A 7174-nucleotide genomic window follows, 5' to 3' on the forward strand; every position below is an offset into this window, starting at 1 on the left:
TTCGCCTTGAACTCCGCAGAATAGCGCTTTCGTTTCGTCATCTCAGGTCAGTCCTTCGTCAATCGCTAAAGCTTAGCAACTGGTCCGAATTCCTGCGACCACCTCTGACGTGCCCTATTGATCAAACGGGCTTTGGAACTGCTTTTGGTTCGCAGGGTTTTGGGGTCCACGTTTTGGCGAGGCGCTCGAAGTTGTCGAGGATACGGTCGATCTCTGCCTCTTCAGGGTCGAACATTCCCCCATACCACTCCAACATCCGGTGGTGTTCTTCGTGCTTGGGGTCTGCCATGGCGTCAACGAAGTCGGCGTAGCCGGGGAAGCCGCCCACATCTTCAGGCGGAAAAGTACCGATGGCCATGACGAGGCGCGGGTAGTCGGCGCCCGGAATTGCGTCATCGATTTTCTCGACCTTGATCACATGGTGCCAGTTGTCGCCGAAGTCATAGATGGTCTTGGTGCCGAGATCCTCGACGACATCGAGCAGGCTGTATTTGTTCGCGGGCAGCGGACCATCGTAATAGCCGTCAGGATCTGACGCGCCCCAACCAACACCGCCGGCTCGGAACTCATAAGGGTAGGTGTCGGTCCAGTCTATCCCGGCCTGGATCACGTCGTACAGACGGTTCAGCTGGATCTTGAGTGGCACATCGAAGCGCCGAAGCACCTGAGGTTCGACGTCGAATAGTGTCACCTTGAGACGTGCGACCAGCGTCATACGGCAATCCTCTTCAACTCTGCTGTGATCTTCCAATGCCAAGGCAGCAATTCATGCACGCGCGAGATCGGGATATCTGGCAGAAGGGCGAGCACATCGGCCAGCCAAACCTGAGGGTCGATGTCGTTCATCTTTGCCATGACGATGAGACAGAGGTGGCGCGGGGAAACTGAATAGCAGGGATAAGCGGATTTTCCGCGTAACAGCAGCATGATACTGCAAGCGAGGAGATGACCATGACAAGACGACCGCGCCGGAACCACAGCCCGGCTTAAGGCAAAAGTCGCTGTAGCGGCAATCAAGGGTGAGCGAACTCTGATCGAGCTGGCGCAGGACTTTGACGTCCATCCAAACCAGATCAAACAGTGGCGTGACCAGTTGCTGGAAGGCGCAACCGGAGTATTCGGCGATGCTACGAAGGCTGAACTTGCGCCGGTGATCGACGTGAAGACACTGCATGCCAAGATCGGAGAGTTGGCGCTATAGAATGATTTTTTATCCGGCGCGCGACGCACTGCGCGGTGAACGCCATTGGTTCGAGAGAACCGTGCAGGGGCCTGTTGCCGAGCGCAAAAAACGATCGATCCTTCAGCAAAGCTCAGCGTCAGCCGGCAAGCCATCGTTCTGGGGATCAGCCGGGGCAGCGTCTATTACCAGCCGCGCCCGGTGTCAGATCCTGATCTGAAGCTGATGCACCGGATCGACAAGTTGCACATGGAGTTCCCCTTCGCGGGCAGCCGGATGCCGCAAGGTCTGCTGGTGCAGGACGGTTTCAAGGTTGGCCGGTTGCATGTCGCCACGCTCATGAGGCGCATGGGGATCGAGGCACTGTATCGTAAACCGAACACCTCAAAACCGGCACCGGGGCACAAGATCTACCCTTACTTGCTTAGGAACCTGCCGATCACCAGGCCCAACCAGATCTGGGCGATGGACATCACCTATATTCCCATGGCGCGGGGCTTCATTTATCTTGCCTCCGTTCCGGACTGGTTTACCAGACGCGTGCTGTCCTGGAGGGTGTCGATCACGCTGGAGGCCAACTTCTGTATTAAAGCCGTCGAAGAGGCGCTGGCCCGGCATGGCAAACCAGAGATATTTAACATGGAGCATGGTCGCGCCATCGGTTCGAGCGGCCATGCGACGTCAAGGCAGCCAATTCACATCCCCCGACTTCATCAAGGTTTTGGCGAGCCGGCAGATCAAGATCAGCATGGATGGCAAAGGGGCGTGGCGTGACAACGTCTTCGTCAAGCGCCTGTGGCGGACCATCAAATACGAAGAGGTTTACCTGCATGCCTACGCCAGCGTCCCGGAAGCCCGTGCCTCCATCGGGCGCCATCTGGGCTTTTACAACAGCCGACGACCTCACTGGTCGCTTGACGGCAATACGCCCGATCAGGCCTACTTTAATCAGCCAATGCCAGACGTGGTAGCGGCGTAACCAAGGCGGAAGACCACTTAAGAAACGCTCGGAGCCTGTTCAGACAAACCGAACCACCTTTTGCGCCATTTAGCGACCGTCTTCTGATTGATGCTGTAACGCGTCAAAAACGTCCTTAGGCTTTCTTTACTATTCTGTATTGCTCGACGGATTGCCTCAGCCGTCATGGCGCTGCCGTGAAGAATTAGGACCATAATGCGTCCTTCCATTCCAGGGAAAGATTTCACCATCAAAGTCTGGGATCAAACAATCAGCCTCTCGTTCGTAGCCTTACTTCGCCAATAAAGTTTACTCATCTAGCCCATATCGTGCGGGTATGATGCATCATGAAGGCTTCCCAAGCTTAAATTGACCCATAGGTCCTTAGCCCAATCACGTCTGCATATTTTCCGATATACGCGCGCTTGCTATATTCGATGTTTTACGTGCGATCGAAAGGCGGCGTATCAGAGCAATGATGAATGTTGCTGTTAAAATCAGTACGATTGTCGCAGCGGGCGAGCTGTCGATGAAAAAGCTGGCATAGATCCCTGATAGCATTGCGAATGTACACACCAGCAGTGATACGACCAGCATTTTCCCGAAGCTCCGGACGAGCAAAAAAGCAATGGCACCTGGTGTGACTAAAAGGGCGACGGCAAGTATAAGGCCGACCGATGATAACGTCGAAACGATGGTCAGCGACAGGGCACATAGTAGTCCATAATGCAAAACATTCGTTGGCAGTCCCGATGCTTGGGCCTGCGCCGGATCAAACGCATGCAGCAAAAAGTCTTTCCACTTCAATACCAGAAGAGTTGTCACGATGGCGGCAATCACCCCCGAGGTCCAGAGGTCCGCATTCCCCACACCCAGCATGTTCCCGAACAGAATGTGGTCCAGATGCTCGTTCGTGTGAATCGAGGTATACATGATGATCCCGACGCCGAACATTCCGGAAAAAATGACGCCCATGACAGTGTCCTGTTTGATCCGGCTGTTGTCGGATAGAAATCCGGTCATCAGCGCACAGAACATTCCAGCGACAAAAGCACCTATAATCAGGGGAATGCCAAGGATCCATGCCAACACAATGCCGGGCAGCGTCGCATGGCTGACCGCGTCGCCCATCAGGGCCCAGCCTTTCAACACCAGATAACATGACAGAAGTGCTGTTGGAGGCGCGACCAGAACACTGATCCAGAACGCATTCTGCATAAAAGGGAACTGGAACGGTTGAAGTAATGTGTCGATCATGTCCGAACCTCATCCAGTTGTGCGGATTGGCGCAGCAGGGCTTGGTTGGCCTTGCGACGGGCCGCAAGCATGCCGTGTTTGGGGGCAAAGACAAAGGCTGTCAGGAAGATCGCGGTCTGGAGGGTCACGATGACCCCTCCGGTGGCGCCATCAAGGAAATAGCTGACATAGGCACCAAGGAAGCTTGTAACTGTTCCGATGGCGACCGAGACGATGATCAATCGCGGGAAGCGGTCGCATAGTAGATAGGCGGTGGCACCGGGCGTCACGACCAGCGCGATGACCAGAAACGCACCGACTGTCATCATGGCGGCAACAATTGCTGCCGAAAGAAGGATGAAAAATACTGCCTTCAGAACGTCGGGACGCAAGCCGATGGTGCGGGCATGATTTTCGTCAAAGAAGACGACCATCAGATCGCGCCATTTCAACAACAAGACAGCAAGGCAAACGACACCGATAAGCGCCAGTTGCAGAGTGTCGCTTGGGGTGATGGCCAGGATATTGCCCATGATAATTGTCTGGATCGACACCGACATGGGCGAAAGTGACACCATGAACAGTCCCAGACCAAAGAATGACGTAAAGATAATACCAATAATCACGTCAATTTTCAGGCCGGACCGTCCTGACAGGAACAGCATTGCCCCCGCAGCCAGACCACCAGCCAGAAAAGCCCCGAATGCGAAGGGCAAACCAAGCATATAGGCCCCTGCAACGCCTGGAACGACCGAATGGCTTAGGGCATCACCGATCAGCGACCAGCCTTTCAGCATAAGATAGCAGGACAGAAACGCGCAGACCCCGCCGACAAGCGATGATACCCACATGGCATTGAACATATAGCCGTAAGAGAACGGCTCTAATAACGTGCTGATCACCTGTCACCGCCTGTCTTATCGTTCTGCTCTGACGTGGCTTTGTGCTTTTCCCCGTATTGGACGAAGGGGCGTTCATCATCTGTGATGATACGCAGTTCGCGCGTATCCTCTTCGTCATGATGCAGATCACCACCACCAAGGGTGAAATGGCGCAGAACACCGCCGAAGGCTTTTTCAAGGTTCTCGCGGGTAAACGTCGTCTCGGTCGGGCCATAGGCAAGGACAGTGCCCTTTACCAGAACCGTACGGTCGCAAAATTCCGGCACAGATCCAAGGTTATGGGTCGACACCAACATGACCCGCCCTTCGTCCTTGAGTTCACGCAGAAGGGTGATAATCTTTTCTTCGGTCTGCACATCAACGCCGGTAAAGGGTTCATCCAGCAGAATAACCTGACCATCCTGCGCAATTGATCTTGCAAGAAAAACCCGTTTGCGCTGACCGCCGGACAATTCACCGATCTGCCGTTTGCGGAATTCCGACATGCCAACGCGACCCAATGCGGCCTCGACCGCGGCATGATCTGTCTTTGACGCACGACGCAAAAAGCCCATGTGACCGTAACGGCCCATCATGACAACATCCTCGACCAGCACCGGAAAGGCCCAGTCCACCTCTTCGGCTTGCGGAACATAGGCGACAAGATTTGCGGCAAGTGCTTCCTTGATGGTTTTGCCAAGCAAGGTGATGTTTCCGCGGGCTGTCGGTACAAATCCCATGATCGCCTTGAACAGGGTGGATTTTCCCGCACCGTTCACACCGACAAGCGCCGTTATTGTGCCACGCGGAATTTCAAAGCTGGCGTTATGCAAGGCAGTATGGCCGTTGCGATAGGTCACTGTGACGTCATGTGCTGCAATGCCGCCCGAAGATCCACCGCTGGAAATATCGTTTATCGGGGTAGGGGATCTGTCCAGCATTGTTACATCCTTGCAGCATAGGGTCCGGAAAAGCCGGAACACGACAAAGCCGCAGCAGATTGTGCCTGCTGCGGACGTATAGCTTAAGTGCTTCGGCCGTGATTAGTTCACATCCGGTGCCAAAGCATCTGCGATTGTCTGGGCGTCAACACGCAGCAGATCAAGATAGGTCGGCACCGGGCCATCGGCAGCGGTCAAGCTGTCGACATAAAGAACTCCGCCGTAAGCCGCGCCGGTTTCGCGTGCAACCTGTTGGGCAGGGGCCTGATTGACCGTGCTTTCGCAAAAGACAGCGGGAATGTCATTCGCGCGAACATCGTCTATGACGCTGCGGACCTGTTGTGGGGTGCCGGTCTGGTCTGCATTGATCGGCCATAGATATGCCTCTTTCAGATCAAAATCGCGTGCCAAATAGCTGAAGGCACCTTCGCATGAAACAAGCCAACGCTTGTCATCGGGGACTGTCTGAATGCGGTCGCGCAAGGGACCGACGGTGTCGCGGATCTGCTGCTTATAGGTTTCGGCATTGGCGGCATAGGCGTCGGCGCTGTCGGGGTCATGCTGGGAAAGCGCGTCGCGGATATTATCGACGTAGATCATGGCGTTATCCAGACCCATCCAGCCATGAGGGTTAGGCAGGCCTTCATAGTCGCCCTCCGCGATCGAGATCGGTTCGATCCCGTCCGTCAGGATGGCCGAAGGCATTTCCCCCAAATTGTTGATGAACTGTTCGAACCAGCGTTCAAGGTTCAACCCGTTGTACAAAATCAGTTCAGCATCCGAGGCGCGGACAATATCCTGCGGGGTGGGTTCGTAGCCGTGAATTTCAGCACCCGGCTTGGTGATCGAGACAACTTCAGCATGATCCCCCGCAACATTCTGCGCCATATCCTGAAGAATAGTAAATGTCGTCACAACCTTGAATGGCTTCGCAGCGTCCTGCGCGCGTGCCGGAAGTGTAAATACCGTAGTCAAAGCAATCATTGCCGTCAGGGCAGTACTACCAAGGATCGGGCGCGACATAGGATACTCCGGTTCGGTTGCTATAGCTTTGTTGATAATGAGAACCAGTCGCAAAAGTCAATGATTATCATAGCGACATCTATTTTTATAGGTGAAAATGTCTGGACATCGCCGTTGACATGCAGGTGTCAACGGCGCGATGTAACATATACGATTTATAGACTATATTAGTCCGTGTTCGCGCTGGCTATCAGTCGGCTTTCATGCTGCGGATCAAGAAAGCAGGGCAAATTTGCCGGCAAATATAAGTATAACGCAGGTATTTTTTTGATACAAAAAGGTCTACGCGATCTGCTAGTTTGATGCTTAGGCTTTGTTGCACGAACCCCGTGTGGGATTCATCTCTCGAATTTAGGGTGATAACTGGGGGCATGAGTAAACGGAACATCCCAACCTGCAAAACCCTAAACTGGCCTGCATATAACAGGGCGCTTAAGCGTCGCGGGTCATTGGTAATCTGGTTTGATCCTGATATGGTGCGGTATGCGAAGCCCGCCGGAAAACGTGGCCGGCCGCTTGTGTGCAGTGACGCCGCCGTTCAGACCTGACTGTGGAATCTCAAGGGTCGTTGCGACGGTTCCGCTATCTGAGTTTCATCAGTTTTTCTCTAAATGCTTCCGTTGGTGTTCGCCATCCCAGGCATTTTCTGGGTGTGCCGTTCAAGCGGTCACAAATCGACTTCATATCTCGATTTGAGAGTGCGGCAACGGGCACGTCGCGGGATAGGTAGCGCCGCGCACGCTTGTTCAGGTTCTCGACGGAACCCTTTTGCCACGGCGCTTGGGGATCGCAGAACCACGCCTCCGTTCCGATCCCCGGCTTCAAATTGCGCCAGTTGCGGAACTCAATCCCGCGATCAAAAGTGATGGATTTTCGGGCAGGTTGGGGCAGGGGTTCCATCACGCTCATCAACCGGTTCATTAGGTGTGTTGTGCTGCGGTCGTTGTTGCGGAAC

At 54.3% G+C, this 7174-nt stretch carries 6 protein-coding genes and 4 pseudogenes; 2 read left to right on the forward strand and 8 right to left on the reverse strand.

What is annotated here, in order from left to right; translation table 11 throughout:
* Positions 1-121: 121 nt before the first annotated feature.
* Positions 122-715 (reverse strand): plasmid pRiA4b ORF-3 family protein, encoded by a 594-nt coding sequence (locus DWB67_RS17270; protein WP_119808791.1) that lies wholly within the window; start codon positions 713-715, stop codon positions 122-124.
* Positions 712-864 (reverse strand): annotated as a pseudogene (locus tag DWB67_RS17275) (transposase domain-containing protein); the annotation flags it as partial. The pseudogene DWB67_RS17275 and the gene DWB67_RS17270, both read right to left, overlap by 4 nt.
* 87 nt (positions 865-951) lie before the next feature.
* Between DWB67_RS17275 and DWB67_RS17280 the strand changes: the two are divergent.
* Positions 952-2159: pseudogene (locus DWB67_RS17280) on the forward strand (IS3 family transposase).
* 56 nt (positions 2160-2215) lie between these two features.
* Here the strand turns inward: DWB67_RS17280 and DWB67_RS17285 are convergent.
* The 5 genes and pseudogenes from DWB67_RS17285 to DWB67_RS17305 all read right to left on the reverse strand — a co-directional run.
* Positions 2216-2353, reverse strand: a pseudogene (locus tag DWB67_RS17285) (IS481 family transposase); the annotation flags it as partial.
* Between the two features lie 178 nt (positions 2354-2531).
* Positions 2532-3395 (reverse strand): metal ABC transporter permease, encoded by an 864-nt coding sequence (locus DWB67_RS17290; RefSeq protein ID WP_119808792.1) that lies wholly within the window; start codon positions 3393-3395, stop codon positions 2532-2534.
* Positions 3392-4276: a metal ABC transporter permease gene (locus tag DWB67_RS17295; protein WP_119808793.1), complete on the reverse strand. Its 885-nt coding sequence runs from the start codon at positions 4274-4276 to the stop codon at positions 3392-3394. Before DWB67_RS17295 ends, DWB67_RS17290 begins: the two co-directional genes overlap by 4 nt.
* The gene (locus DWB67_RS17300; protein ID WP_119808794.1) at positions 4273-5196 is read right to left on the reverse strand and encodes a manganese/iron ABC transporter ATP-binding protein; all 924 of its coding nucleotides are present in this window, start codon (positions 5194-5196) and stop codon (positions 4273-4275) included. Before DWB67_RS17300 ends, DWB67_RS17295 begins: the two co-directional genes overlap by 4 nt.
* 102 nt (positions 5197-5298) lie before the next feature.
* Positions 5299-6219, reverse strand: a complete 921-nt coding sequence (locus DWB67_RS17305; RefSeq protein ID WP_119808795.1) for a metal ABC transporter substrate-binding protein — start codon at positions 6217-6219, stop codon at positions 5299-5301.
* Between the two features lie 371 nt (positions 6220-6590).
* On the opposite strand from DWB67_RS17305, the pseudogene DWB67_RS18525 reads away from it, so the two are divergent.
* Positions 6591-6764, forward strand: a pseudogene (locus tag DWB67_RS18525) (transposase); the annotation flags it as partial.
* A gap of 37 nt (positions 6765-6801) precedes the next feature.
* Here the strand turns inward: DWB67_RS18525 and DWB67_RS17315 are convergent.
* The coding region (locus DWB67_RS17315) for an IS30 family transposase (RefSeq protein ID WP_119808797.1) at positions 6802-7174 on the reverse strand (373 nt) is incomplete at its 5' end.

Source organism: Paracoccus sp. JM45 (assembly GCF_003590715.1).
Taxonomy (GTDB): domain Bacteria; phylum Pseudomonadota; class Alphaproteobacteria; order Rhodobacterales; family Rhodobacteraceae; genus Paracoccus.